The organism is Burkholderia territorii, assembly GCF_902833055.1.
Classification (GTDB): domain Bacteria; phylum Pseudomonadota; class Gammaproteobacteria; order Burkholderiales; family Burkholderiaceae; genus Burkholderia; species Burkholderia territorii.
This window is the reverse complement of record NZ_CADFEJ010000002.1, coordinates 583027-608387: the sequence shown is the minus strand read 5'-3', so window position 1 is coordinate 608387 and position 25361 is coordinate 583027. Positions and strand designations below refer to the sequence as shown.

At 66.6% G+C, this 25361-nt stretch carries 22 protein-coding genes, 1 pseudogene and 1 riboswitch; of the genes and pseudogenes, 14 read left to right on the top strand and 9 right to left on the bottom strand.

Going from position 1 to position 25361, the window contains the following annotated elements:
• Positions 1–78: 78 nt before the first annotated feature.
• The 6 genes and pseudogenes from HW466_RS07315 to HW466_RS07290 all read left to right on the top strand — a co-directional run bounded on the left by HW466_RS07315 (position 79) and on the right by HW466_RS07290 (position 5846).
• The gene (locus tag HW466_RS07315; RefSeq protein WP_059508121.1) at positions 79–750 is read left to right on the top strand and encodes a heavy metal response regulator transcription factor; all 672 of its coding nucleotides are present in this window, start codon (positions 79–81) and stop codon (positions 748–750) included.
• Positions 747–2162, top strand: a complete 1416-nt coding sequence (locus tag HW466_RS07310; RefSeq protein WP_174905499.1) for a heavy metal sensor histidine kinase — start codon at positions 747–749, stop codon at positions 2160–2162. Before HW466_RS07315 ends, HW466_RS07310 begins: the two co-directional genes overlap by 4 nt.
• Before the next feature lie 138 nt (positions 2163–2300).
• A riboswitch (yybP-ykoY riboswitch) is annotated at positions 2301–2483 on the top strand.
• Between the two features lie 84 nt (positions 2484–2567).
• A complete protein-coding gene (locus HW466_RS07305; protein WP_059447620.1) occupies positions 2568–3578 on the top strand; it encodes a sodium:calcium antiporter in 1011 nt (336 codons plus the stop codon).
• Between the two features lie 36 nt (positions 3579–3614).
• A pseudogene (locus tag HW466_RS31855) lies at positions 3615–3841 on the top strand (winged helix-turn-helix transcriptional regulator); the annotation flags it as partial.
• A gap of 29 nt (positions 3842–3870) precedes the next feature.
• Positions 3871–4239 carry a hypothetical protein gene (locus tag HW466_RS31850; protein ID WP_239006051.1) on the top strand — a complete coding sequence of 123 codons (369 nt, stop codon included), beginning with the start codon at positions 3871–3873 and terminating at the stop codon, positions 4237–4239.
• 209 nt (positions 4240–4448) lie between these two features.
• Positions 4449–5846 carry an MFS transporter gene (locus HW466_RS07290; protein WP_151004777.1) on the top strand — a complete coding sequence of 466 codons (1398 nt, stop codon included), beginning with the start codon at positions 4449–4451 and terminating at the stop codon, positions 5844–5846.
• A 12-nt stretch (positions 5847–5858) separates the two neighbouring features.
• Here the strand turns inward: HW466_RS07290 and HW466_RS07285 are convergent, their stop codons facing one another.
• From HW466_RS07285 to HW466_RS07275, 3 genes are all read right to left on the bottom strand, one after another.
• Positions 5859–6779 (bottom strand): LysR family transcriptional regulator, encoded by a 921-nt coding sequence (locus HW466_RS07285; RefSeq protein ID WP_151004775.1) that lies wholly within the window; start codon positions 6777–6779, stop codon positions 5859–5861.
• Between the two features lie 135 nt (positions 6780–6914).
• A complete protein-coding gene (locus HW466_RS07280; RefSeq protein ID WP_059809971.1) occupies positions 6915–8375 on the bottom strand; it encodes an NAD(P)/FAD-dependent oxidoreductase in 1461 nt (486 codons plus the stop codon).
• 96 nt (positions 8376–8471) lie between these two features.
• Positions 8472–8816 carry a cupin domain-containing protein gene (locus tag HW466_RS07275; protein WP_059447616.1) on the bottom strand — a complete coding sequence of 115 codons (345 nt, stop codon included), beginning with the start codon at positions 8814–8816 and terminating at the stop codon, positions 8472–8474.
• Positions 8817–9014: 198 nt separating this feature from the next.
• On the opposite strand from HW466_RS07275, the gene HW466_RS07270 reads away from it, so the two are divergent.
• From HW466_RS07270 to HW466_RS07240, 7 genes are all read left to right on the top strand, one after another.
• Positions 9015–9905 carry a helix-turn-helix transcriptional regulator gene (locus tag HW466_RS07270; protein ID WP_174905498.1) on the top strand — a complete coding sequence of 297 codons (891 nt, stop codon included), beginning with the start codon at positions 9015–9017 and terminating at the stop codon, positions 9903–9905.
• 185 nt (positions 9906–10090) lie between these two features.
• Complete coding sequence (speB, locus tag HW466_RS07265) at positions 10091–11041, top strand: agmatinase (RefSeq protein ID WP_059508113.1); 951 nt, start codon at positions 10091–10093, stop codon at positions 11039–11041.
• 22 nt (positions 11042–11063) lie between these two features.
• Positions 11064–12545, top strand: coding sequence for an aldehyde dehydrogenase family protein (locus tag HW466_RS07260; protein ID WP_174905497.1), 1482 nt, complete (start codon positions 11064–11066; stop codon positions 12543–12545).
• Between the two features lie 753 nt (positions 12546–13298).
• Positions 13299–15749, top strand: a complete 2451-nt coding sequence (locus HW466_RS07255; RefSeq protein WP_151004322.1) for a phosphocholine-specific phospholipase C — start codon at positions 13299–13301, stop codon at positions 15747–15749.
• 533 nt (positions 15750–16282) lie between these two features.
• Complete coding sequence (locus tag HW466_RS32205; RefSeq protein WP_338144974.1) at positions 16283–16375, top strand: type II toxin-antitoxin system RelE family toxin; 93 nt, start codon at positions 16283–16285, stop codon at positions 16373–16375.
• Positions 16372–16767: a helix-turn-helix domain-containing protein gene (locus tag HW466_RS07245; RefSeq protein ID WP_081060109.1), complete on the top strand. Its 396-nt coding sequence runs from the start codon at positions 16372–16374 to the stop codon at positions 16765–16767. Before HW466_RS32205 ends, HW466_RS07245 begins: the two co-directional genes overlap by 4 nt.
• Positions 16768–17405: 638 nt before the next feature.
• Positions 17406–17996 carry a GNAT family N-acetyltransferase gene (locus HW466_RS07240; protein WP_059508107.1) on the top strand — a complete coding sequence of 197 codons (591 nt, stop codon included), beginning with the start codon at positions 17406–17408 and terminating at the stop codon, positions 17994–17996.
• 93 nt (positions 17997–18089) lie between these two features.
• On the opposite strand, the gene HW466_RS07235 is transcribed toward HW466_RS07240, so the two are convergent.
• From HW466_RS07235 to HW466_RS07220, 4 genes are all read right to left on the bottom strand, one after another.
• Complete coding sequence (locus tag HW466_RS07235) at positions 18090–19121, bottom strand: porin (protein WP_151004320.1); 1032 nt, start codon at positions 19119–19121, stop codon at positions 18090–18092.
• Between the two features lie 161 nt (positions 19122–19282).
• Entirely contained in the window at positions 19283–20674 is a 1392-nt protein-coding gene (locus tag HW466_RS07230; protein WP_151004318.1) for a sodium:solute symporter family protein, read from the bottom strand.
• A gap of 16 nt (positions 20675–20690) precedes the next feature.
• The gene (locus tag HW466_RS07225) at positions 20691–20900 is read right to left on the bottom strand and encodes a DUF3311 domain-containing protein (RefSeq protein ID WP_063551035.1); all 210 of its coding nucleotides are present in this window, start codon (positions 20898–20900) and stop codon (positions 20691–20693) included.
• Between the two features lie 4 nt (positions 20901–20904).
• On the bottom strand, positions 20905–22335 hold the full coding sequence (locus HW466_RS07220) for an amidase family protein (RefSeq protein ID WP_151004316.1): 1431 nt from the start codon (positions 22333–22335) through the stop codon (positions 20905–20907).
• Between the two features lie 285 nt (positions 22336–22620).
• Between HW466_RS07220 and HW466_RS07215 the strand changes: the two genes are divergently transcribed.
• Positions 22621–23511 (top strand): LysR substrate-binding domain-containing protein, encoded by an 891-nt coding sequence (locus HW466_RS07215; RefSeq protein ID WP_063551033.1) that lies wholly within the window; start codon positions 22621–22623, stop codon positions 23509–23511.
• A gap of 214 nt (positions 23512–23725) precedes the next feature.
• Here HW466_RS07215 and HW466_RS07210 read toward each other — a convergent pair whose 3' ends face one another.
• Positions 23726–23926: a hypothetical protein gene (locus HW466_RS07210; RefSeq protein ID WP_151004314.1), complete on the bottom strand. Its 201-nt coding sequence runs from the start codon at positions 23924–23926 to the stop codon at positions 23726–23728.
• A gap of 30 nt (positions 23927–23956) precedes the next feature.
• The gene (locus tag HW466_RS07205; RefSeq protein WP_151004312.1) at positions 23957–25276 is read right to left on the bottom strand and encodes a DUF3422 family protein; all 1320 of its coding nucleotides are present in this window, start codon (positions 25274–25276) and stop codon (positions 23957–23959) included.
• Between the last annotated feature and the right edge of the window lie 85 nt (positions 25277–25361).

Below are 25361 nucleotides of genomic sequence, written 5' to 3'. Positions count from 1 at the left end.
TCATCTTTCGGGCACGCGCCGTGCCGTAAACTCACGCATTACACTCACCGGCTGGAATCACGAACGGCCTGCTTCACCATGCGGATACTGATAGTCGAAGACGAACCGAAGATGGCGTCGTACCTCCGCAAGGGGCTGACGGAGGCGAGCTACACGGTCGACGTGGCCGAAAACGGCCAGGACGGGCTGTTCCTCGCGCTGCACGAGGATTTCGATCTCGTCGTGCTCGACGTGATGCTGCCGGAACTCGACGGCTTCGAGGTGCTCCGGCGGCTGCGCGCGCAGAAGCAGACGCCGGTGCTGCTGCTCACGGCCCGGGAAGCGACCGAGGACAAGGTCACCGGCCTCGAACTGGGTGCCGACGACTACCTGCTCAAGCCGTTCGCATACGCGGAATTCCTCGCCCGCATCCGCTCGCTGCTGCGGCGCGTGCCGCGCAATGCCCGCGACATCCTGCACATCGCCGATCTCGAAGTCGACCTGATCAAGCGCCGCGTGCGGCGCGCCGACGCCCGCATCGACCTGACCGCGCAGGAGTTCGCGCTGCTGCAGCTGCTCGCGGAACGCGAGGGCGAGGTGCTGACGCGCACCTTCATCACGTCGCAGATCTGGGACATGAATTTCGACAGCGACACGAACGTCGTCGATGCGGCGATCAAGCGCCTGCGCGCGAAAATCGACAACGCTTACGAGAAGAAACTGATCCACACGATCCGCGGAATGGGCTACGTGTTCGAGGATCGCGCGTGAGCAGCGGCGCCGCGCCCTATTCGCTGCTCCGGCGCCTCACGCTCGCGTTCGCGGTCGTGGCCGCACTCGTGTTCGCGCTGACCGGCGCGTACCTGTACCGCTCGCTGTCCGCCGAGTTGACGCGGCGCGACGACATCGAGATCACCGGCAAGCTCAAGCAGTTCCTGCAGCTCGCGCGGGCGAGCGGCTCGACGGCCGCGCTGCGTGCCGATCCGGCTGTCTTTCACGAGGTGCTGCTGTCGCATCCGGGCGTCTATCTCGGCATCTACGACGATGCGAACCGTCCGCTCGTCGAACACGCCGACGAAGCCGGCCATACGCTCGCGTCGGTGATCGCGCGGCCGCAGCCGGCCGGCGCGGCGAGCGAGACCGCCAGCCCGTTCACGTGCTCGCCGCCCGGCATCGGCACGTCGCGCTGCGTCCGTGCGCGCGCGACACTGCCGTCGGGCGAAGCCGTTCAGGTCGCGCTGGCACGCACGGCGGCCGATCGCCAGTCGCTGCTCGAAAGCTATCGCGTCGACATCTGGCTCGCGGCCGCGATCGGCGCGCTGCTGGTCGGCGCGCTCGGCCACGCGGTCGCGTCGCGCGGCCTGCGCCCGGTCGAGAGCCTCGGCCGGCAAACGTCGCGCATCGAGGCGCACAACCTGGCCGCGCGCCTCGATGCGCGCGCCGGCCCGATCGAGCTGCGCGAGCTCGCCACGTCGGTCAACCGGATGCTCGACCGGCTCGAGCGCGCGTTCGTGCGGCTGTCGCAGTTTTCGTCCGACCTCGCGCACGACATGCGCACGCCACTCGCGAACGTGATCAGCTCGTCGCAGGTCACGCTGTCGCGTGCGCGCACCGCCGACGAATACGAAGCGTTGATCGATTCGAACATCGAGGAATGCGAACGGTTGCAGCGGATGATCGAGAACATGCTGTTTCTCGCGCGCACGGACAATGCGCAACAACACCTGAAGACGGTCGAACTCGACGCGGGCCACGAACTGCGCCGCCTTGCGTCGTATTTCCAGTCGCTGGCCGACGAGACCGGCGTGCGCCTCGACGTGCACGGCGCGGCGCCCGTCGTCGCGGACGCGACACTGTTCCGTCGCGCCGTCAGCAATCTCGTCTCGAACGCGCTCGAACACGCGGAAGCCGGATCGACGATCGAGCTGACCGTATCGAGCCGGCCCGAATACGCGGTCGTCGAGGTCACGAACCGCGGCGCCGCGATTCCGCCCGAGCAGATCGAGCGGATCTTCGAGCGCTTCTACCGGATCGATTCGTCGCGGCACGGCGCTGCGCGCAACGCCGGGCTCGGGCTGGCGATCGTGAAGTCGATCGTCGAGCTGCATCGCGGCAGGGTCGAGGTCGTGAGCCGCGACGGACGGACGACCTTCGCGCTTCACTTCCCGGCCCGCGTTTCGTGACGCGCGGAGGATGCCGCTCACGCGCGCGCCGCATGCTTCCCGATACCGCATGGACATCCGTCACGCGGCGGCTCGACCGCACGCGCCAACGGATATGGCCGTACGCGCTTGCCGAAAGCGGCCGGCTCGGCTAGACTGCCCTTCGTCTTTGGGGAGTAGCCTGCTTTCCTTCCCCGGAAAGCGAACGCGTCAACACACTCGGCCGGCGGCCGTGGCGCGTTCGGCCGCATTGGTCTGGCGAGACCATCGACGCATCGCGTCGTTCCTGGTCGGACGTCGGCAGATGCGTCATGGTTCGTCCACGTCCGACCACGGAGCCCCCATGTTCCTTTCAGCCTTCCCCCTGCATTTCGTTCGCGGCGTCCGATTCGCCACTGCCTGCGTGCCTGCCTGCGGAGGTGCCGCATGACGTTGATGCTCGTCGAACTGGCGTTCATGCTGATCGTCATCCTGGTCGCCGCCGAACTCTTCACGAATGCGCTCGAACATCTCGGCGAGCGCCTGAAGATTTCGGAAGGCGTGACGGGGTCGCTGTTCGCCGCCGTCGGCACCGCGCTGCCCGAAACGATGGTGCCGCTGCTCGCGCTCGCCGGCGGCACGTCGAACGCGGCGGTCAACGAGGAGATCGGCGTCGGCGCGATTCTCGGTGCGCCGCTGATGCTCGCGACGCTGACGACCTTCCTGATGGCGCTCGCCGTGATCCGCTCGCGCGGACTGACGGGAACGATCGCCCCCGAGCGCAGCGGCTTCGTGCGCGACCTGAACTACTTCATCGCGGCGTTCACGCTCGCCACCGTTGCGATGTTCGTTCCGCATCACGTGTGGGCGGTGCGCGCGCTCCTCGCGGCGATGCTGGTCGGCGTCTATGCGATGTATGTCGTGATGACGTTCCGCGCGTCGACGCAGCTCGTCGATGCCGGCCACGGCACCGAGGCGCCGCACGCGATGTTCCTGTCGCGTGCCGGGCTGCCGACCAACCTCGCGACCATCGCGCTGCAACTCGCGCTCGGCGTCGCGCTGCTCGTCGGCGGGGCGAAGGGCTTCATTCATGGCGTCGAGGGCGTGTCGCACCTGCTCGGCATCTCGCCGCTGCTGCTGTCGCTGATCATCGTGCCGATCGCGACCGAATTGCCGGAAAAGGTCAACAGCGTGCTGTGGATCCGTCGCAAGAAGGACACGCTCGCGTTCGGCAACATCACCGGCGCGATGGTGTTCCAGGGCACGCTGCTGCCGGCGATCGGCATCATGCTGACGCCGTGGGAGCCGCGCCCCGAAGTGCTGACCGGCGTGGTCATCACGCTCGCGGCGGCGGTCTGGCTGCGCGTCAATGCGCGTGCGCGCGGGCTCGCGATATGGGCGTTGCTGGCGAACGGCGCCGGATACGCCGGCTATCTGTTCGTGACGCTGACGCGCTGAAAATGCGGTGCGTTTCGAGCACGACGTGTTGAGCCACGCGTCGACCTGCTGCGTAATTCGCAGCGAATGCCGACGCTCGATCCGCGCGCGCTCGAGGACGCCGGTTTCGTGCGGCGCACCGTGTACCCGGAAGTGCCGGTGCGCATCGAGTACGATCTGACCGCCCAGGACAACCGACTGCGGCCCGCATCGAATTCATGCGCGAGTTCGGGCCGTGGCTGAAGGCGTGCGATACGCGCGACGAGGTCGAAGCCGACGCCGCCCCGATAACCCATTCATCGAGAGAAACAACATGGAACTGCATGCCACCGTCGGCGCGGCCACGTCCGACGTCGACGACGACGAAAGCTTCGCGAACATCTACTGCCACGATGCGGAGCGCAACTATTGCTTCTCGCTGCTGCGCTTTCCGGAGCAAACGTCGATCGAGGTGATGGTGCACGACCAGCTCACCGCGAACGTGAACGATCTGAAGGTTCGGCTCACGGGCAACACGATCGAAGTCGAACTCGACGAGCGCACCGCCGCGCGCCTCGACGGCAACACGCACTACGTGATTGATCTCGCCCCCGGCGAGCACGATCCGGTCGTGCTGCGTGCCGCGCTCGAGGAAATCTTCGACGGCAAGAGCGGATATCGCGACGACAGCGCGAGCACGTAAGCGCGCCGGCGCGGCACTCGCCCACGTCTCGCGCATTCGCGCTGCGCGCCTCACACGCCCACATATCGAGCGCACAACGTCCCATTAATGGGGATGCCTGCCCAAATGTTGACGCACAACGCGCCACGGCCCTAACGTTCGCCCAATGCCATTGGATACGGCCGCCCCGCCACGCGGGCGACGGCCGACACAGAACTCAGGAGACGACCGTGGCCCATTCCGCGTCGCGCACGCATGCCAACCCGTCGGCACAATCGCCCGCGCATGCCGACACCGCACCCGATTCCACCGGCCGCATGTCGGCGTCCGCGGCTGCCGCCGTCGCCGCGCCGCCGAGCCGCAAGCGCCTGATCATCCTCGCGCTGCTGTTCGTCACGGTCGTGATCAACTATCTCGACCGCAGCAACCTGTCGATCGCCGCGCCCGCGCTGTTCAAGGAACTGAACATCGATCCCGTCCGCGCGGGCCTCGTGTTCTCGGCATTCGGCTGGACCTATGCGCTGATGCAGATCCCCGGCGGCTGGCTCGTAGACAAGGTGTCGCCGCGCGTGCTGTATGCGGGTGCGCTCGCGCTGTGGTCGGCCGCGACCGTGCTGCTCGGCTTCGCCGGATCGTTCGTCGGGCTGATCGTGCTGCGCCTCGCGGTGGGCGCGCTCGAAGCGCCCGCCTATCCGATCAACAATCGCGTGGTCACGACGTGGTTCCCGACTCGCGAGCGCGCCAGCGCAATCGGCGGCTACACGTCGGGGCAGTTCGTCGGCCTCGCGTTCCTCACGCCCGTGCTCGCGTGGCTGCAGGTGCATCTCGGCTGGCACATGGTATTCGTCGCGACCGGCGTCGCGGGCATCGCGTGGGCCGCGGTCTGGTATGCGGTGTATCGCGAGCCGCGCGCGTTTCGCGGCATCAATGCGGCCGAAATCGCGTCGATCCGCGACGGCGGTGGCCTCGTCGACCTCGAGGACCGCGTCGCCGCGCGCAGCGCGCGCACGCCGTCGACGTGGCGCGACCTCGGCGTCGTGCTCGGCCGGCGCAAGCTGTGGGGCATCTATCTCGGGCAGTTCGCGCTGAACTCGACGCTGTGGTTCTTCCTTACGTGGTTCCCGACGTATCTCGTCAAGTATCGCGGGATGGATTTCATCAAGTCGGGCTTTCTCGCGTCGCTGCCGTTTCTCGCCGCGTTCGTCGGCGTGCTGTGCTCGGGCCTGCTGTCGGACTGGCTGATGCGGCGCGGCGCGGCGCAGGGCTTCGCGCGCAAGCTGCCGATCATCTCGGGGCTGCTGATCTCGACTTCGATCATCGGCGCGAACTACGTGACGTCGACGGGCTGGGTGATCGCGTTCATGACGATCGCCTTCTTCGGCAACGGCTTCGCGTCGATCACATGGTCACTGGTGTCGGGCCTCGCGCCCGCGCGGCTGCTTGGCCTCACGGGCGGCGTGTTCAACCTCGTCGGCAACCTCGCGGCGATCGCGACGCCGATCGTGATCGGGCTGCTCGTCGATGGTGCGGACTTCTCGCGCGCGATCACCTATATCGCGGCGATGGCGCTCGCGGGCAGTCTGTCGTACGGGCTGCTGGTCGGCAAGGTCGAGCGCATCGACGCCTGAACAGGCGCCGCACTACGCGGCCAGCGCGATCGCCTTGATGTTGAACGCGCGCAGCAGATCCTCGCAGAACGCGTCGACGATCGGCTTGCCGTTCGCGCTGCGCTTCATCGCGAGATGCAGCGGCACATCGAAGCTGAACGTCGTGCGGCCGATGGCCTTCACGAGCCCGCGCTGCTCGAACGGCTCCGCGTAATGCGCGGGCAGATAGCCGAGATGGCCGCCCGACAGGATCAGGATCGTCGCGGCCTCGATGCTGTCCGCGCTCGCGGTCACGCGCCGCTCCGGCAGCGGATACTGCTCCTCGGGCACCGGATAGGTGCGCCATACCCAGTCGTGCGCCTGCAGGTCGTCGGCCGACACGGGCCGCGACGCATGAAACAGCGGATGCCCGCGCCCGCAGTAGATCACCTGTTGCTCGGTAAATAACGGCGTGTAGTCAAGCCCCGGCACGCGATGCCAGAAATACCCGATCGCGAGATCGAGCTGGTTGTTGACGAGGCTTTCCTCGAGTTCCTGCGGCGACGCGACCTTCATCGAGAACGTGACGGCCTGGTCGCGCTTGCGGAACGCGCCGATCGCCTCGGCCAGGCGCGCGTTCTCGACGAGCGGCGCCTGCCCGATCAGGCCGATCGACAGCGTGCCGACCAGCTTGCGGTCGATGTCGCGCACCCGCGCGACGAACTCGGACGTCGCGGCGACGAGCGTGCGCGCCGTGGCCGCGAAGCGTTCGCCCTTCGACGTCAGCCGAAAGCCGCCACGGCCGCGATCGCACAGCTTGAAACCGACGCGCGCTTCGAGCGCGGACAACTGCGTGCTGATCGTCGACTGGCGCACGCCGAGCGAGGCCTCGGCGGCCGTGATGCCGCGTGCGTCGACGACGGCGAGAAAGACCCGGATGAGCCGGAGATCGAGATCGGTGGTATTCGAAAACATGCTTCGAGCCGCTGCGCGTGAGCGCGTTGTCGGGCCGGCGCGACACCGGCCGTCGTCGCCGATGAACCTTGCCGGACGCGCGCCGCCATCGGCAACGGCGCGCGCCATACTCGTCGCGCGGACATCGCGCGCCGTTCACATGGGAAAGCCCATCGCCTTGATTCCGTTGATCCACGCACGCTTCCAGCCGCCTTCGGCGTCCGCGCCGTCGAACGCATGGAACGTGATCTTCGCGGCGACCCAGCGCACCGGCTCGGGCGGGATGTAGCTCGGGCTCTGGTTCGCGATGTCGAGCTTGCGCTCCGGGCTGTCGCGATCGAACAGGATGTTCAGACCCATGAACGCGCCGAACCGGCTCGCCGCGACGCCAAAGCCCGTGTAGCCGGCGACGAACACGGCCTTGCCGCCAAGATAACGCTTCGCGAACACGGAGCCGCGCGAGCAGTAGTCGATCGGGCCGCCCCACGCGTGCGAGAAGCGCACGTCGGCGAGCTGCGGGAACGTGCGGTGGAACGCCTCCGCGAGCCGGTAGTAGGTTTCGCGCTCGCCGTCCTGGTGCGGCTCGGGATCGCCGTCGAAGTGATAGCTGACCAGCCCGCCGAAGATGATGTTGTTGTCCTTCGTCAGCCGGAAATAGTTGAGCTGCGTGCGCGTGTCGTACACGCCCTGGCGATTCTTCCAGCCGATCCGCGCGAGCTGCGCGTCGGTCAGCGGCTCGGTCGCGAGCACGTGGTCGCGCACCTGCATCACGCGGCGGTTGATGTCGGGGATGCCGACCTTCGCCGTGCCGCTGCCGAACACGACCCGCGGCGCGCGCACGCTGCCCTTCGGCGTCTTCACGTACACCGTGGCGCCTTCGTCGGTCACCGTGACGAGCGGCGTATGTTCGTACAGCTTCACGCCGAGCGACAGCGCCGCACGCTTGAGCCCCCACGCGAGCTTCGCCGGATGCACGATGCCGCTGCGATTGCGCGACCAGAGCGCGCCCGCGAACAGCGGCGAATTCAGTTGCTCGAGCGTTTCGTCGCGATCGAGCAGCACGACGTCGTGTCCGTATTGGCGGTGCAGGTCGTAGTCGCCCTTCAGGTGCGCGAGGTGCGCGGGGTCGACCGCCACCGTCATCTCGCCGTTCCATTCGATGTCGGCGTCGATGTCGTAGCGTTTCAGCGTTTCCTCGAAGCCGTCGAGGTTGCGATGGCCGAAAGCCTCGAGCTGCGCGATGTCGTTCGGAAATACGCGCACCGCGTTCGGCAGCCCGTGCATCACCGACGTCGAGATGATTCCGCCCGCGCGGCCCGATGCGCCGTGCGCGACCTTGCCCGCCTCGATCAGCACGACGTTCAGGTGCGGCATCTGTTCCTTCGCCTGCACGGCCGCCCACAGCCCGGTGAAGCCGCCGCCGACGATCAGCAGGTCGGCCGTCGCGTCGCCGACGAGTTCCGGCTCGGCGGCCGGCGCGGCCGGGTTGTCGAGCCAGTACGGGAACAGCTTCGTGTTCGCGAGCGCCTCGGCGGCGCTCAGTGCGACCGGCGCGCGACGCGCGTCATGCGCGTGTGCCGGCGCGGCCAGCGTTGTTTCGTTGACTTCCATTTCCATGATCCCAGCCATCCCGCGTGATCGCGGCCGATCGAACATGCAACCGCCGCCGGGCCCGCGTCGATCCGACGACGGCGCCACGGCGGCGGCCGCGCATCACGACTTCTCGAGCAGCACGTAGAACTTCTTCGCGTCCTCGATCGTCTCCCAGCGGCCCGCGAAACCGGCCGGCAGCAGATAGCCCTGGCCCGGCGTGAATTCCTTGCGATTGCCTTCCACGTCGGTCAGCGCGATCCGGCCCTCGACGAGCCACACCGCCTCGTCCGCCGCCGTTTCCGGAAACTCCACCGAGCCGACCTTGCCTTCCCACCAGCCGATGAGATAGCTGCCGCTCTTGCCTTCGGCCGCGCGCCAGTCGCTTTCGTCCATCCCGAAGTCGAGCTTCGTGAATTCGCCAATGCCTGCGCCGAGCGGCAGGATGTCCTTGATCAGTTTGGTCATCTGAATCTTTCGTCTCTCGATTGAAAAAAAGCAGAGACAAAGTTACTCATTTACACTGCCCCGGTATGCCCCCCTTCGGGGGGGACAAGCCGCGTTTTTCCGGCGCGCGACGTCGCAGGACTCCGTACCGTATTTCCCCCTAATGACGCGTTCGGCTTGCGACGCTAAAATCGCCGCCGCTTTTCACCGGGGAACCGCATGCTGCTCAACGTGAACCCCTTCCACCGCGACACCGACCGCTTCGACGTGTCGTTCAAGGCGCTGGGCGAGCTGATCGAGACGGTCGGCACGCCGCACTTCGTGCCGCGCCTCACGCAATTGCTGAACGACGTGGTGCCGCTCGACGTCGCGCATGTCGAACGGTCGCGCGTCGACGGCACGATGCCCACCGGCTACCGCTGCGAATGGATCGGCAGCAGCGGCATCGGCACCGCGACCGCCGGGATCTCCGACGTGATGACGCTCTACTACGAGCGCTTCCTCGACAGCGACCCGCTGTTCGCGGGGCTGCGCGGCAAGACGGGCACGATGCTGGTCGTGCGCGATATCGCGGCGATTCCGCCCGGCGAATTCCGCCAACGGTTGTTCGACGACGTGCATATCGGCCACGAATGCGTGCTCGCACGCGGCACCCGCTACGCGCAGCATTCGATCGCGCTGGAACGCGGCCGCGACCGGCCGCCGTTCACGCTCGCCGAGATGAACCGCTTTCGCAGCATCAGCGACGTGCTGTTCCCGCTGCTCGAGCTGCACGCGTCGACCACCGCGGCGCGGCGCGTCGCGCATCCGACGCCCGAAGTGCATCCGCTCGCGCAGTTCGACGCACGGATCGCGGCCGACGGCGTAAAGCTGTCGAAGCGCGAATACGAGACCTGCAAGCATCTGATCTCCGGCAAGACCGTGCCGGAAACCGCCGAGATCCTCGGCGTGCGGGTCGCGTCGGCCGAGTCGTACGTGAAGCGCGCGTTCGCGAAGCTCGGCGTGCGCACGAAGCGCGAGCTCGTGGCATGGGGATCGGCCGCGCCGGCGTTTCATGTTGCCCCGGCGCACGACGGCGACGACACGCCCCCGCCCGCGATCGCGCGCTGATCCGCTCCGACGCCGACGGCCCGCCGACCGGCCGCCGATCGCCCGCCGAGTCACGCCGCGTCGATGCGGCGGCGCCACTCGCATCGAATCGCGTCGATGTAAACGTCGCGACTTCAGGATCTTCGCGTCCGCGTTCTCCTCTACCATCGGCCGATCGCTTTTCATCAGAAAGAGGAGACGGCTTCATGCACCGCGAACTGAACCAGCCGATGGGCGGCAACGAGATGCCGCGCTTTGGCGGCATCGCCACGATGATGCGCCTGCCGCAGGCCGCCACGACCGACGGCCTCGACGCATGCTTCGTCGGCGTGCCGCTCGATCTCGGCACGTCGAACCGCTCGGGTTCGCGCTTCGGCCCGCGTCAGATCCGCACCGAATCCGTGCTGCTGCGCCCGTACAACATGGCCACGCGCGCGGCGCCGTTCGATTCGCTGCAGGTCGCCGACATCGGCGACGTCGCGACCAACCCTTACGACCTGAAGGATTCGGTGCGTCGCATCGAGCACGCGTATGACGAGATCGTCGCGAACGGCTGCCGGCCGATCACGCTCGGCGGCGACCATACGATCGCATGGCCGATCCTGCGCGCGCTGCATAAAAAGTACGGCAAGCTCGCAGTGGTGCACGTCGACGCGCACGCGGACGTGAACGACACGATGTTCGGCGAGAAGATCGCGCACGGCACGCCGTTCCGCCGCGCGGTGGAGGATGGCCTGCTGCAATGCGACAAGGTCACGCAGATCGGCCTGCGCGGCACCGGCTACGCCGCCGAGGATTTCGACTGGTGCCGCCAGCAGGGCTTCACCGTCGTGCAGGCGGAGGAGTGCTGGAACAAGTCGCTCGCGCCGCTGATGGCGCAAGTGCGCGAACGCATCGGCGACACGCCGGTCTACCTCAGCTTCGACATCGACGGTCTCGACCCGTCGTTCGCACCCGGCACCGGCACGCCGGAAATCGGCGGGCTGTCGGTGCAGCAGGGTCTCGAGATCATTCGCGGAATGAAAGGACTGAACCTCGTCGGCGCGGATCTCGTCGAAGTGTCGCCGCCGTACGATCCGAACGGCACCACCGCGCTCGTCGGCGCGAACCTCGCGTTCGAGATGCTCTGCGTGATGCCGGGCGTCGCGTGCCGCTAACCCGATCGACAGGAAAACGTTCATGACCACCGCTGATCTTTCCTCTTCCACCTCGCCCGTCGTGCTGCCTGCCGCACGCATCGCCGGCCATCCCGTGCGCATGCACTCCGATGAAGCCGGCGCGCCGATCTTCAATGCGTCGACCGGCGAGACGATCGGCTGGCAGGAATTCGCGACGGCCGCGCACGTCGATGCCGCGGTCCGCGCCGCGCGCGATGCGTTCGCGGGCTGGCGCGACACGCCGCCCGCCGAGCGCGGCCGCTTGCTCGCGGCGATTGCCGAACGCGTGGAAGCCAATCGCGAACGCCTGGCGGCGCTTCAGATGCAGGTGAGCGGCAAGCCGCCGTTCGAGGCCGACGCCGACGTCGGCGACGTTGCCGCGACGTTCGCGTACTACGCGCAACTGTGCGAGAACCCGGCGCTGTTCGCGGCCGAGCCGGTCGCGCTGCCGAGCGACGCCGTCGCGGCCGAGCGCTTTCACGACGCGGTCGGCGTGGCCGCGCTGATCATGCCGTGGAACTTCCCGATGGTCACGACCGCGTGGAAGCTCGCGCCCGCGCTGGCGGCCGGCTGCACGGTCGTGATGAAGCCGTCGGAACTGACGTCGCCGGCGGAGCACGCACTGCTCGACCTGATCGCCGAAGCCGGCGTGCCGGACGGTGTCGTCAACGTCGTGAACGGCGGCGCGGAAGTCGGCGCGGCGCTGACCGCGCATCCGCTGATCGACAAGATCTCGTTTACCGGCAGCACGGCCGCCGGCCGCAAGGTCATGCAGGCCGCGGCGGAAGACATGAAGCGCGTGACGCTCGAACTCGGCGGCAAGTCGTCGCTGATCGTGCGCGACGACGCCGATCTCGACATGGCGGTGTCGCTGGCCGTGGCCGGCGCGTTCACGAACGCGGGCCAGATGTGCTCGGCCACCGCGCGCATCCTGGTGCACGACAGCCTGTACCGCAGCTTCATGGCCGCGTTCGAAACGGCCGTGCGCGCGCTGGTCGTCGCGCCGCCTTCCGTCGAACACGTCGCGATGGGGCCGCTGATCTCCGCCGCGCAACGCACGCGCGTCGAGGCGCTGCTCGAGCAAGGCATCGCGGCCGGTGCGCGCGTCGCGTTCAGCGGCCGCGTCGCCGAGAGCGGCGGCAAGGGCTTCTTCATGGCGCCGGTCGTGGTCGCCGAGCCGGCCGCCGACAACCTGCTGTGGACCGACGAAGTGTTCGGCCCGGTCGCGTGCGTGAAGTCGTTCCGCACCGACGACGAGGCGATCGCGCTCGCGAACGACACGCGCTACGGGCTCGTCGCGACGGTCGTGACGCGCGACGCCGACATCGCGAAGCAGTTTCAGAAACGCGTGCGCGCCGGCCTCGTGTGGATCAACGCACCGCAGCTCATCTACCCGCACGTGTGCTGGGGCGGTTTCGGGCTCAGCGGGATCGGCCGCGAACTCGGCGTGACGGGCCTGCGCAGCTACCAGGAACTGCGTCACGCGATGCGCGCGATCGGGTGATCGACGACAACGCGTTCGTCACGGAGCCGATCGCTGCCCGGTATGGAATCGAGCATCTACTCGGCGTCGCGCTCGATACCGAAGGCGGCACGCCGGGCGGATGATTCCCCGGACGCGGCACCGGCGTGCTTGCGTTGTCGCGAAGAAGGGCGCGCGAGCACGAACACACGACGCGTGTCGCCCGGCCATATGCCGTCGGATGTCGAACGAACCCGCTTCCACGGCGATTCGATCGACGGCGTGCCGTTGCCGTAGTACGCCGCGCAACCGGGCGCGACCCATCATGAAGCAAGGCTGCCGCACGTCGCCGGCACGCGCGTCCGGCCTGTCATGAAGTTGTTCCGGTTCGGACGATATTCTCCGCTGTTCATTTCATTTCTGGAGGGGCAATGAAAGCAGGAACAGGAACGACGCACATCCATCACTCAGGAATCCGACTCGAATCGAGTCGCGACAACGCCGCTCCACGCGCCAGCAACGAAAGTCATGTTCCGCAATGGCGTGGCGCGCTCATGATCGCGCTTCTCTGCGCACTCGCCGGTTGCGGCGATGGCGATTCCGGCGCGGCCGGAAACCTCGCCGCGAATCGCGCATCGGTGTCGAGCACGGCCGCCGCGCCGGTGCTGCACTGCGCCACGGCTTGCCACTGACGGGCACGTGCCCTTGCCCGGCGCGACTGCCGTTGCAACGCGCGGCGCGTGAAGCGCGGCTGCGTCCGGCTGTCCGTCCGGCGACTCATGACAGAGAGCGAACATGCAAAACAAATCCACGACACGACGTCAGTTCCTGACCGATGCGCTGAAGCTCGCGGGCGCCACGGCCGTCACCGGCATGCTGCCCGAAAGCATCCTGCGCGCGCAGTCGATTCCGGCGGCGACCGTCACCGGCACGATCCAGGACGTCAAGCACGTCGTGATCCTGATGCAGGAAAACCGGTCGTTCGACCATTACCTCGGCACGCTGCGCGGCGCGCGCGGCTTCGGCGATCCGCGCCCGGTCGTGATCTCGAGCGGGTACCCGGTCTGGCGCCAGCCATGGCTGCTGTCGTACGTCTTCCCGTTCAACCCGTCTCCGCCGGCCGGCAGCGCGAACGGCGACACCTATTACGGCGACCTCGACCACAGCTGGAGCGGCACGCACAGCGCGTGGAACAACGGCCGTTACGACAACTGGGCCGGCGCGAAGACCAGCGGCACGATGTACTACTTCACGCAGAACGACATCCCGTTCTATTACGCGCTGGCGAGCGCCTTCACCGTGTGCGACAGCTACCACTGCTCGATGCTCGGGCCGACCGACCCGAACCGCCTGTATCTGTGGACGGGTTGCTGCGGCAACGTGCCTGGCTATGCGCCGTATACGACCAATACGATGACCGGCACCGGCTGGACCACGATGCCGGAGCGGCTGAACTCGGCCGGCGTCACGTGGAAGTTCTACCAGGACAAGGGCAACGGGCTCGACGCCGCCCACGGCCACGGCGAATACAACGGCTCGGGCAAGGATCTCTGGTGGAACGGCAACTACGGCGACAACGTCATCCTCAACTTCAAGCAGTATCAGAATCTCGGCCCGAACGATCCGCTCGCGCCGGCGTTGAACGGCACGCAAATCGATCCGACGGGCGGCGGCACCGAGTACGACACGCGCCTGTTCAGCCAGTTGCAGGCGGACGTCGCGAACGACACGCTGCCGCAGGTATCGTGGATCGCCGCGCCCTACGCGTACTGCGAACATCCGTCGTGGGCCGCGAGTGGCGGTGAATGGTATGTGAGCAACGTCCTCAACGTGCTGACGTCGAATCCGAAGGTCTGGGCCAGCACGGTGCTGCTCGTGATGTACGACGAGAACGACGGCCTGTTCGATCATGTGCCGCCGGCCGTGCCCGCCAGCGCATACGCCGGCACCGGAAAGTCGACGGTCTCGACCGCGGCCGAATTCGTCGGCGGCAGTGGCGCGGCGTCCGACGGTTCAGCAAGCGGCGACGTGCCGATCGGCCTCGGCCCGCGTGTGCCGATGTTCGTGATCTCGCCGTGGTCGAAAGGCGGCAAGGTCAACTCGCAGGTGTTCGACCACACGTCGGTGATCCGCTTTCTGGAAACGCGCTTCGGGCTCCAGGAAACGAACATCACGCCGTGGCGGCGCACCGTGTGCGGCGATCTCACGTCGGCGTTCGACTTCACCAATCCCGACCAGACGGTGCCCGCGATCCCGAGCCCGGCCAGCAACATGGATCCGAACGGCTGGACGGTCATCATCCCGCCGGCGACCACCACCGCCGTGCCGGCACAGACGGCCGGCCGCAATGCCGCATGCCGGCTGCCGTACGAGTTCTTCGTGCAGGGCAAGGTGAACCGGTCCGGCAAGGCGCTTGCGCTGACGATGACCAATACCGGCGCGGCGGGCGTGCATCTGCAGGTGTGGGTCGACGGCACCAGCACGATCCCGAGGCAATACACGATCGGCGCGGGCGCGAGCGCGTGCACGACGCTGTCCGATTCGCTCGCGCTGAATTCGGCCGGCGGCTACGACTATTCCGTCTACGGGCCGAACGGATTCGTGCAGACGTTCCGCGGCAACGTCGGCGCGTCGGGAAATGCCGGTTCGTCGGCCGAAGTGAGCCTCTGTTATGACGTGCAGAACGGCAACGTGCAGATCACGCTCGACAACACCGCAGGAGCAAGCGCGACGACGTTCCAGCTCGTCGACAACGCGTACGGGATGAACACGCCGCAGTCGGTCAGCGTGCCGGCCGGCGCGACGCAGGCCGTCACGTGGTATGGCGACGCCGGCTGGTACGACGCGAGCATCCGCGACGCGAACGATCCGAACTTCCTGCGCCGCGTGGCCGGCTGCGTGCAAACGCAAGCGGGCGCGCTGCTGACCGATTCGGCGATCGGCAATACCAACGGGAAGTACGTGCCCGCGCTGTCGTCGCAGGGGGCGTCGTACGGCACGCTGCGGTTCGATTACGTCGTGCCGCCGTGGCGCCACAGCCCGAAGAACTGGGTCGGCATTTACCCGCGCGGCGCGCAACCGACCAAGGGCGGCTACAAGTCGTGGGCATATCTGCCGAAGAGCACCGGGTCGCTGCTGTTCTCGACGACGGCGAACAGCGCGCTGCCGTCGGGCCAGTACGATGCGTGGTTCCTCTTCGACGACGGCTACACGCCGCTGGCCGGTCCGGTCGCGATCAGCATCTGACGAGCGGCAGGCGACGCGCGTTCGCGGCGCGCGTCGCCGCTGATTCGTACAGGGCGATGCCCGCGCATCCGGTGGTGCGCCGGTGCGGCACGACCGGCCGTGAATGACGCGCGGCGCGTGCGGGCGCACGTGCATGCGTGCATGTCCGGATGGTCGCCGTGAACGAAGGTCGCGCCAGCGCCGCCTTCGTGCTCGGCTCGGACGACGCCGAGCTTGGTTCCGATGGTCCCGGGCATTTCTCATGTAACCGCCTTCGCGACGACGAACACCTTCCACAGTGCCTGCGGGCTTTATCGGTTGTCGCGCCACGCGCCAAACCTCAGCTAACTTTGTTTGCATTATTGTTAGCAATTTGCTAACAATCGGGCTATGTACTCGATCGAATTCACCAAACAAGCCGCCCAAGCCCTCAAGGCGATGCCGCGCAATATTTCGGTGACGATTCGGGCAAAGATCGACGTACTGGCGCCGATCCCTACGCACCGAATCCGAACGCGAAGAAGCTGGCGGGCCAGCCCGGCTACCGGCTCCGAGTGGGAGATTGGCGCGTGTTGTATGAAATCGAAGATGGCCGCGTTGTAATCATTGTGCTGGCCGTCAAACCCCGTGGAGGTGCCTACAAATGACCGAAGTTCAATTTATCGAGCAGGACGGCCACCGAGCCTTTGCGGTGGTTCCGATCGAACTGTGGGACCGCGTGAAGGGCCTGCTGGAAGATCTCGAAGATGAAGCGCTGTTCGCGCACGCCAAGGCAAGCGACGACGGCCACCGCATCCCGGCCGCCGTACTCGATGCCGAACTGGCAGGCGATCATCCCGTTCGCGCGTGGCGCAATCATCGCCGCATGACCCAAGACGTGCTTGCAGCACGAGCGGGGATCAGCAAGCCCTATCTCAGCCAGTTGGAAACCCGTCAGCGTGTTGGCACTACTGACGCGATGTCGAAGCTGGCCAGCGCACTTGATGTTCCTGTCGATGACCTGATCGAACTGCCATCGAGCCAGTCTGGAAAGCCATGATGCGATGTCGCGAGTCGCGCCGGTCTTCGCGATGCAACCGCATGAGTGCGCCACCCGTGCGCACTCATGCGGAGGACGAACGAACACCAAGACTGGCATATCGACTCCACACGGCACCTGTTTCGCCGACTGCTTGACTCCAGACGGCTTCATCGGCCGCCACGCGCCAACACGGCGGAGCCCGATCCTCATTCAGCCAGCCGTGATACCGCGTCGGCGTGCTCGCAAAATCCGGGGGAGTTCGTGTATCAATGTGCCTCGACTCCGCGCCCGTACCTGCCCAGCGAACCACTCGGCCTCGCGTCTCCCCTCTCTTCGGGTTGCTCCCGCCACATCGAATTCAACTCGATGCTCCCGTGCTGCTGAATCCGGAGCGTCCAATCGCTCGTCGTTTCGATATGCAGCGCTGAATATATCGCGGGCGGTGCCGATGCATCGCGACGTTGCATGCGCGTTCCAGGTGCGGCGCCCGCGCCGATATCCCGCATAATCGGGCGTTGAACCGCGCCGCGGGGGGAAGCATTGTGCGAGCGCAGCAATTCGACACTGGAACGGGCGCGATCCAACCCGCCGCGACGCGACGGCGCTCGCCCCGGAAAGAACACCCGGCAATCCCGCTGAAGACAGGACACCGACACATGCACCGAGCCGAGCACATCAGCATCGAACAGGCGGTCGATCTGCCCGCCGACGAACTGAACGGATGCGACTTTTCGTTCGAGATCGCGTGGGAGCTGAATGCGCCGTACCAGGATCTGCTCGACTTGCGCGCGCTGCCCGTGCGGCGCAAGGACTACGGCTTCGATCCGGCCGGCTGGGCGCGCGAGGCGTCCGGCGGCACCGCGCTGTTCCGCGCGAGCGCGGGCGGGCGCCTCGCGGGATTCATCGCAATCACCGAAAGCTGGAACGGGATGGCCGAGATCGCGGAACTCGCGGTCGACCGCGATTGCCGGCGCCAAGGGATCGGCCAGTTCCTGCTGGCGGCCGCGGAAGCGTGGGCGCGCAACCGCGGCTTCGGCTTCATGCGGCTGGAAACGCAGGCGAACAACGTCGCGGCCTGCTGCACGTACGCGCGCGCCGGCTTCGTCATCGGCGGACACGACCGCTTCCTGTACGCCGACGGCGCGAACGACGGGGAAGTCGCCCTCTTCTGGTACAAGGATCTGCGGGACGGGCAGTCCGCGAAGAGCCGGACGGTCGATCCGGAATCGATGCGGCAGCCGTCCTGAACGGGGATAAGCCGCTCCGCATGAGCTGGTGGCAGATTGCCGGGTCGTCGACCCGCCTTCGTCCGGTCCGGCCGTCCCGCCATGCCGGGCCGCCTAGAACTTCTGATCGACACCGAACGAGACACCGAGCTGGCTCCGGCCAGGCTGCCCGACGGACGCGTAACTGTTCACGCCGAGCGAACTGCCTCCCTGGTTCCGCGCGGTGCCGACGTTCACATAAAGCAACGTGCGCTTGGACAGCACGTAGAGCGTTCCCGCCACGAAGATCATCGGATGCTCCACGCGGCCCTGGTAATCGTAGCGGCCGCCGATCGCATACACCTGAACCGTGGGCGTGACGAACATGTTGCCGGCCAGCCAGTACACGGTGCCGCGCGGCGTCAATTGCAGGTCGCCCGTAATCCGGGTGACGTTGGCCATCACCGCCCACGTCGGCGCGTTGTAGCGCGCGGCGAACGCGTAGCGCCGGTCGACGCGGGACGAAAGATCGCTCGCCGCCGAAACCGTGCCGTCCATCTGCTCGACCGTCGCAGTCGTCGTGAAGCGATTGGCCGTATATTCGAGCGCGGCGCCGATATACCGCCCGGCCGACGTGTTGCCGGGCATCTGCTGGCCGAAGCCGTACATGGCTTCGGTCGTGAAGCCCGCAAGCCGATGCGACGTAAACTTCACCGAGTTGTTCACGCGGATCGTCGCCTGCGGGATGGCATTGAGGGCGAGAGCGGAGTAGGCCGCGAAATAGGTCGGATCGTAGTAAATCCCCCTGTCGAACTGCACGCTGTACTGGCGTCCGAACGTCATCTTCCCGAGGGTCCCGTCAAGGCCGACCCACGCCTGTCGATTGAAAGGCGTATCGGCCACGATCATTGCCCCGGTCGCCGAGTTGAAGCCGTTCTCCAGTTGGAACACGGCCTTCAGCTCGCTGCCCAGCTCTTCCACGCCCCTGAGGCCGACGCGGGACGGCAAATATGCGCTCTGCGCAATCCCGACCGATCGATGTCCCGTGTCATCGGCGTTGGTCAGAAATTGAAACCCCGTGTCGACGACACCGTACAAGGTCACGGCCCCTTGTGCCGTCGCCAATCCTGAAATCGACGATAAAAGAAGGAATGCGAAGCATTTCATATGACAATTGGCGAAGCCTGAGCGAATGCGAACGCGCTGGATTTCCGGCCGACCGATGCAGGCCGGTGGAACTGGCCGTGTTCGATGGTGACGGAGAGTAGCGACGCGCCGTCGACCGCGTGACGACTGCCAGTCGATCGGGCGCGTCGAGGCCGGCGCGCTTACCGCGACACTACCGGGCGGGGCGTGGCTGCGCCGAGCAGGTAATGGACCGCCGCGACGACGGCCACGTTTGCGGCGAGACAGGGCAACCCGAGATTGATGCCACCGAGCTGGAACTTTTCCAGATACAACATCAATGCGAGAGCCTGACCGACGAGCATGCCTGCCGTCACTGCCAGCGGCCGGACACGCAGCGAGAACAGCACCGCGATCAAGCCGGGGAAGAACTGAGCGACGCCGTAGTACGTGACGTTGATCAGCGTGAGCATCAGCGTCGGCGTCGAAGACGTCATCGCGATGGATATCGCCAGATAGACGAAGATGACGATCTTCGCCGCGCCTGTCTGCCGCTGCGCCGGAAGCGAGGGCAGCAGGTTGCGGCTCACGATGGGCCCGATCGCGAGACACATGCTGGTCAGCACGAGCAAACCGGAGAGTGCGGCGGCGGCGGCAACGAGTCCGATCAGCCAGGACGGCAGCAGGGCATTCGCCGCGACGAAGAACGCCTCGTTCGGTGAATGCAGGTGTACGTTCTGACTGATCGCGTAATACGCGGCGATCACGAGGAACGGATACATCAGCATGTATAGCGGCATCGCGATCTGGGATCGCCGGATCGTGTCGGCGCTTTTCGCGGTGAAGAACATCTGCACGCCGAACGGCATCGCGAGGAAGCCGAGCGACTGCAGCAGGATCGTGCTCATCGCAAAACGAAGCTGCTCCGCGTTCATCTGATTGCCGACGCGCAGGCTTGCCGCGTGGAAAACCTCCTTCACGCCGACATGTCCGGCTACGGCCAGGCCCGTCGCCACGATCGCCAGGACCATCAGGATGTCCTTCAACACCGCCACGTAGGCCGACGAACGGATCCCGGCGATCATGATGTAGGCGAACGCGAGCACACCGGCGATCAGTACCATGTGCAGCGGCTCGAACTGCCAGCCGATCCCGCGAAACGCGGCAATGAGACCCGTGAACTGCAATTGGGCCATCGGCAGGAGAAACAGGATCGACGACAGCGCGACGACGAGTTCGATCGAGCGGCTGCGGAAATAGCCGCCGAACAGGTCCGCGAGCGTAATCGCGTTGTAGCGCTGCCCCGCTTTCCAGATCATCGGCCCCAGAAAATAGCCCAGCGGATACGCGAGCAGGATGTAGCCGAGAAACCAGACGCCGTAGGTCGGCCCTTTCGCATAGATGCCGCCCGCGAAGCCAACCATCGTTGCGACGCTGTAGATCTCGCCCGCCGCCAGGAAGAAGACGAGAAAAGCGCCGAATTGCCGCGAAGCGACGAAGAAGTCGTGCACGCTCTGCTTGCCCACGCCACGGCGCGAGTAAAGCGCGAGGCAGAACGACAGGATGACGAACCCCACGAATACCACTGTCGACATGTATGCCCCCGGGAAATCAGACTTCGAGCCGGGCCGCATCGGCCGCCGGCTTGTCGAAACAGCGCCAGCAGACGAACAGGCACGCGGACGTCAGGACGAACCACGCGAACATCCACGCGTAGACGAACGGCACGCCGAACACGTAGGCATCGACGGACGAGACCCAGGGCAGCAAGCCCAACACGCCGAGATAAGGCACGGCGAGGCCGATCAGGAACTTGACCATGGATCTATCGCGCCTCGTGCAGTGCAGCGTCGACCGGATCGATCGGCGTGCAGGTGCCCGCGCGGCTCTCGATCGCTTCGCCGGCCGCGAGACACAGCGCTTCCTGGAACCGGCCCGCGACGATCTGAACCCCCGTCGGCACGCCCTCGCGAACCCCGGTCGGCACGGACAGCCCCGGCAGGCCGAGGAGCGCCGTCGCGAGCAACGGGCCTTGCGCGTCGAGGATGCGCCGGAACGCGGCGTCGCCTCGCCGATCCTCGTCGATGGCGAACGGACGCTGGCACGAAACGGGCATCAGCAACAACGGGTACTGCTGGAAAAACGCCTGCCATTCGCGCAGCAGGCCCGTGCGTTGCGCAAGACCGTTCATGTAGCCCGCCATGTCCAGCTGCGGCGCGGCGCGGCGCTGGCTCGCGAACGTGGTGCGAATCGCTTGGTCGCCGTACGTTTCGATCGTCTTGCCCAGCCCCGCCATCGCCTCGCTGGTGACCAGGGCAAGCCAGAGTTCGCTCGCTTCGTTCAGCCTCGGCGGAACGACCTCCTCGACCACGCATCCCGCATCTTCGAGCCAGCTGGCAGCCTGACGCACCGCGTCGGTCACCGCGTCGTCGGCCGGCACGCCCGGGAGCGACGCACAGACGGCCACGCGCGCGGGAAACGATGCATCGCCGCCGGTCGGTGCGACGGGCATCCACCACGCGTCGCGCGAGTCGCCCGCGGCCATCGCCGACAGCGCCAGACGCAGGTCGCCGATCGTGCGCGCCAGCGGCCCCTGGACCGACGCGAGCTGGACAGCGAGTGTCCGGTCCGTCGGCTGGGTCGGATTGTAGGCCGGAACGCGTCCCGTCGTCGGTCGCAACCCGGCGACGCCGCACGCGTAGGCCGGGTAGCGGATCGATCCGCCGAGATCGTTGCCGTGTGCGATCGGGCCGATGCCCGCCGCGACGGCTGCGGCGGCACCGCCGCTCGAGCCGCCTGGCGTCAGCCCCGGATGCCACGGATTGAGCGTGCGGCCGTAGAGGTCGTTGTCGGTGAACCAGCGATACGAGAATGCCGGCGCGTTGTTTCGCCCGATGATGATGGCGCCTGCCTTGCGCAGGTTCGACACCACGGGGCTGTCCTCGCGCGCGACGAGATCCCGGAAGGCTTGCACGCCGTTTGTCGTCGCGAAGCCGGCCATGTCGACGTTCACCTTCACGGTGACCGGTACGCCATGCAACGGGCCGATCGGCTCGCGTCGCGCGATCGCGTCATCGGCTGCCGCGGCGGCCGACAATGCACTGTCCGCGAGCACGTCGACGATGGCGTTGATCCGGGGATTGACGTCCTCGAGCCGCTGCAGGCAACTCTGCACGAGTTCCTTCGAAGAGACGTCCCGGCGCGTGACGAGCGCCGTCATCTCGGTCGCGCTCAGGCGCCACAGTTGCTGTTCCACGTGTTGCTCCTCCTTGTTCTTCATCGAATGGATCGCCGCGAATACCCGACGCGGACTCACGACGAAGAAAGACTAACCGGCCAGTTTTGATCGCATAAGACGAACGCTTCTCGGCGAAGACAACCACAAGTTGTCAGTGCCGCCGCCGGATGAATCGCGTCGCCGTGGCGCCGATGAGGTACGTCAGACGGGTTACCGGCTAGAATCCGATTCGAACGACAGAGCGTCCGGTCAACAGCCATGGCACGGCGTTGCACGCCGGAAAACAGACGCGCGGAAGGAGACATGAAGGATCACCACTTGAAAGCGTGGCTTGCGCTGGTCGAAACCGGCAGCATTCGCGGCGCGGCACGACAGCTCCACTTGAGCCAAGCCGCGGTCACGAAGGCGATCCGTGAACTGGAGCAGGACCTGGAAGCCCCGCTGATATCGCGCAGTACGCGCGGCGTCACGCTGACGGAATGCGGCCAGCAACTCACCGTGCGGGCGCGGCTCGCTCATGCGCAACTCGCGCTGGCTCGCCAGGATATCCGGCAGATTCTCGGCGGCAAGCATGGACGGGTCTCGGTCGCCGTGACGCCGATCGTGTTTATCGGTGTGCTGCCTGCAGTGATCGAGCGCTTTCGCAGGCGCATGCCGCTCGCGAATCTCGCGGTCGAGGAAGGGATGATGCCGCACATCGTGCACGCGATGCGCGACGGCTCGATTGATTTTGCGGTGGCAGCGCCGGCGGAAGAGGAAATCGGCAGCGAGTTTCAGTTCGAACCGCTGAAAAGACTGGAAATCGTGGTGGCATGCCGGCGCGGGCATCCGCGCGCGACCGCCACCGAATGGGATCAGCTCGTCGACTGCACGTGGGTCATGAACCTGTCGCCAGGCAGCCAGCACAGCAACTGGCTCGACCATCTGCGGAGAACGCGGCATGCACTCCCGACCTCCATCGTCAGGATCAGCTCGTTTGGCGTGGGCTGGAACCTGATGACGCGCAGCGACGCGTTGCTCGCATGTCCGGCCGGCATGCTCGACGTCGAGCCTTACGGCACGCAGGCAAGCCGGATACCGCTGCGCATGGCGCTCCCGCCGCTGACGCTTGGCATTCTCAAGCTGCGCGACGCACCGCTGTCGCTCGCGGCGGAGATGCTGGTCGAGCTGTTCCGGCAGGAATTCGAGAGCTGAAGCGACGCGCGAAGGCGACCCGAGCGGCCCGTCCCGGTGTACCGGCGGCCGCCCGGTTCACATCGCACTCCGTATCACGCACCATTCGTCGGAGCTGCGCTCGCGCAACGGGCGGGAAAAGCGACGGGGACGGCGATTTACGTCCCGCACATCACAGGACGTGCCGGCAAATGAACGCCTCCGTTGCGTCGAATCGACGCGCCGCGAACGCGCGTCAGTTGTACCCGAGAATCGCCACCGCGGCGACATCCGGCCGGTCGCCCGTATTCCCGACGAGCGACGTCATCGGTTCCTGCAACACGGCGTGGTACGACGTCACGTGTGCGCCCTCCGGCGCGCCGGCTTCGTCCCATACCGGTTCGTCGAATGTGTCGACGTCACTGAAAAAGCCGGGTTGCGTTTGCGTAAAAGTCATCTCCACTCCTTTTGATATGTCGTCGATGTTCTAATTTGCCTGTTTCAACACCACTGCCTGCCCGGGCGCGCCGTCGTGCGCGCCCTCCGACCGTGCGAGCTGCGCGCGCGTGCGCCGCGTGACGTGAATCACCGCGAACACGACCGGCGCGATCAACAGCCCTTCGGCCAGCTCCGGATCGACCGGCAGGTTCATCACGTGCAGCGCCTTGAACGCCGCCGTCGCGAGCGACAGCACGTAGTACGAAATGGCGGCCACCGACAGCCCTTCGACCGCATGCTGCAGATGAAGCTGATTGCGTGCGGTGCGCTCCATGCCGGCCAGCAGGCGCGTCACGTCCTTTTCCTGCGCGAGGTTCACGCGCGTGCGCAACAGGTCGACCGCCCGCGCGATCCGCGCGGCGATCTGCTCGTGACGCGCCCACACGCTGCGGCAGGTTTCCATCGCCGGCGCGAAGCGCCGCTCCATGAATTCGGCGATCGTCGGCATTCCTTCGATACGCTCCTCGCGCAATTCGTGGATGCGCGCGAGCACGAGTTTTTCGTACGCACGCGACGCGCTGAAGCGGCCGCCGGAACCCGACAGCGCCTCGACGCGCACCGCGAGATGCGTAAGCTTCACGAGCAACGCCGCGTCGTCGCCGTCGGCGCCGCTCGCGTCCATCTGCTGCATCAGCGCATGCAGCGCCGCGTGGATCTCGTCGAGCTCGCGGCTCATCCGGCGCGCGACCGGCAACGCGAGCAGCGCCATCATCCGGTACGTCTCGATTTCATAGAGACGCTGCAGCAGCCGGCCGCCCTGCTCCTCGCGAAAATCCTCGTCGACGACGAGAAAGCGCATGAAGCCGTCGTCACGCACATGCCAGTCGCAAAACACCTTGCCGCCGCCCAGCACGCTGCTGCCGACGAGCGCGGGCCCGTCGATCCAGCGGCGCAGGTCGCCGCATGCGAGCCGCGCGGCATCGCCCGACAGCAACTCCATGCGCACCGCGACGAAGCGGATGCCCGCGAGCCGCGCGAACCACGCGGCCGGAATCCCTTCGATTGCGAGATCGTCGAAATAGCCGGTGTCGCGGCGCGGCGCGACGAACGTGAACGTCGAAAACTCGGTGTGGCGCTCCCACTTCAGATGCCAGCCGCACGGCGACTGCACTGCAAGGTGAGTCGCACCGTCCTGCGGCACGGCAATGCCGGTGTCGCGGCACAGCGCGTGCAGCAGCGCTTCGTGGATGTCGGGCTGGCCGTCCGCGTAGATCGCGTAGTGCGTGAGCGACACGGCTTCGGCGAGCCGCAGGAACGGCCGGGCATGCAATTCCGCGGCCAGTGCGGCGCGCAACGGATGATCCATCATCGGTACACCACTCTTCCTGTTCGACGCTGCGTGCCGGACGTGCCGGCGTAATCGCCGCACCGCATCGAACGATACGGCAGGCTCG